Here is a 2,290-nt window from a genome sequence, read left to right as displayed (position 1 = left end):
AGCCACTGCCATGCTGACGAAAATCGCCGGCGGCGACATCATCGATCCCGTCAACGGCCGTCTCGGCAAGGGCGACCTTTGGGTCAAGGACGACAAGATCGTTTCGGCGCCGGCGGGAGGGGCGGCCGACCGGATCATCGAAGCCAGCGGCTGCATCGTGATGGCTGGCGCCATCGACATCCACTCCCACATTGGCGGCGGCAATGTGAACACCGCGCGGCTGCTCTTGCCCGAACAGCATGCCGCCCATCAGGCGCGGCCGGCAATGACGCCGCTCTCCAATGCCGGCTGGTCGACGTTCCAGACCGGCTGCCTCTACGCCAAGATGGGCTTTACGACGGTGGTCGAGCCGGCGATGTCGCCGGGAGCGGCGCTTCACACGCATCTCGAACTGGCTGACATCCCGATCATCGACAAGGCAACCCTCGCCATTCTCGGCAATGACGATTTCCTGTTGTCGATGATCCGCGACGACGCCCCCTCGACGAGGATCGAGGACTATGTCGCCTGGACGGTCGCTTCGACGCGAGCGCTTGGGGTCAAGGTGATCAACGCCGGTGCGGCGGCCGCCTTCAAGGAGAACGTCCGCACCTTCTCGCTGGACGATGTCGTGCCTTCCTATGGCGTCAGTTCGCGCAAGATCGTCAAGACGCTGCAGGCCGCCGTCGACAGTCTTGGCCTGCCGCATCCCCTGCATGTCCATTGCAACAATCTGGGCAGCCCCGGATCGGCGGATACGGCGGCTGCGACGATCGCAGCGGCGGATGGGCTGCCGCTGCATCTCGCCCACCTCCAGTTCTATGGCTATGGCACGGAAGGAAAACGCGGGTTTTCTTCCGCCGCCGCACGGCTTGCCGAACTGGTCAACGCGACGCCGGAAGTCACCATCGATATCGGCCAGGTCATGTTCGGCCAGACGGTCACGGTCTCCTCCGACGTCATGCGGCAGTTTTCGGCGCGTGGCAGCGCGCACCCGAAAAAGACCGTCATTCATGATGGTGACGGCAATGGCGGCGGCATCGTGCCCTACAGTTATGGCAAGGACTTCTACGGCACGATGCAGTGGGCGATCGGGCTCGAGCTTTTTCTCCTGATCGACGATCCCTGGCGTGTGTTCTTCACCACCGATCATCCCAACGGTGCACCTTTTACGGCTTATCCGGCGCTGTTCGAACTGCTGATGAGCCGGGAAGCGCGCGCCGAAATGACCGCTGGACTTTCACGATCCGCCCTGGCGCTCTCTACCCTGGCCGCAATCGACCGCGAATACACGTTCGAGGAAATCGCCATCATGACGCGCGCGGCGCCGGCCAAGCTGCTCGGCTTGACGGATCGAGGCCATCTCGGCGCCGGTGCAATAGCCGACATCGCTGTCTATCGCAGGGACCGCAGTATCGCGAAAATGCTCGGACAGGCGGCGTATGTTTTCAAGGATGGCGATCTCGTCGTGCAAGATGGGGAAATCATCCATTACCGCTGGGGCAAGGCATTGAGGCTCAAGCCGCCTGTCGACAAGGCAATGGTGCGACGGCTCGAGGACTATCACCAGCAGCGCTACGGCCTGTCGCTGGACTGGTTCAATTTTCCGGATTCCGCGATTGCGCGCGAACAGCCATTCGGCGAGGTGCCATGCCGAACATGAGCGTCAATGGGATGACGATCGACGATACCTTCGCGGAAGCCTTCGGCATGCGCGCAACCGCCATCGTCATCACCGCGCCGAGCCGGAAATGGGCTCGCCAGGCGGCGATCACGATGACCGGATTCGCCACCTCGGTGATCGGTTGCGGCTGCGAAGCGGCAATCGAGATCGACCTGCCGCCCTCGGCCACACCGGATGGCCGGCCGGGCTGCCGCGTCATGATCTTCGCGATGGGAACGGACGAATTGCAGAAGCAACTGCTCAATCGTGTCGGCCAGTGCGTTTTGACCTCGCCGGGTTCCGCCTGCTTTGCCGGGCTGCAAGGCAGCGCCGAGCTCAAGCTCGGTTCGGCGCTGCGTTATTTCGGCGACGGCTGGCAAATCTCCAAGAAGATCGGCGACAGGCATTTCTGGCGTATTCCCGTCATGGATGGCGAGTTCCTGTGCGAAGCAACGACCGGACTGACGAAGGAAGCTGTCGGTGGCGGCAATTTCTTTGTCATGGCGCAAAACAGCGCCAACGCTTTGGCCGCTGCCGAGGCCGCGGTCGCTGCGATCGGCATGGTGCCTGGCGCCATCGTGCCGTTTCCGGGCGGCATTGCCCGTTCGGGTTCCAAGATAGGTGGCAAATACAAAGGCATGATCGCTT

At 62.6% G+C, this 2,290-nt stretch carries 2 protein-coding genes; both read left to right on the top strand.

The genetic code is table 11. The annotated features are described in order from the left end of the window. Positions 1 to 10 precede the first annotated feature (10 nt). Positions 11 to 1,642 carry a formylmethanofuran dehydrogenase subunit A gene (locus EN964_RS32165; RefSeq protein WP_127277262.1) on the top strand — a complete coding sequence of 544 codons (1,632 nt, stop codon included), beginning with the start codon at positions 11 to 13 and terminating at the stop codon, positions 1,640 to 1,642. Then, on the top strand, positions 1,630 to 2,290 hold a 661-nt coding region (gene fhcD / locus EN964_RS32160; protein ID WP_127277260.1), incomplete at its 3' end, for a formylmethanofuran--tetrahydromethanopterin N-formyltransferase. The genes EN964_RS32165 and fhcD, both read left to right, overlap by 13 nt.

It is taken from the genome of Mesorhizobium sp. M7A.F.Ca.CA.001.10.2.1 (assembly GCF_003998575.1).
GTDB lineage: Bacteria > Pseudomonadota > Alphaproteobacteria > Rhizobiales > Rhizobiaceae > Mesorhizobium.
The sequence above is the reverse complement of the archived record's forward strand: the minus strand, read 5'-3'. Positions and strand labels throughout refer to the sequence as shown.

Excerpts from the sequence above, each read along its gene's own strand:
- EN964_RS32165 (WP_127277262.1), top strand. The coding sequence starts at position 11 with ATGCTGACGAAAATCGCCGGCGGCGACATCATCGATCCCGTCAACGGC.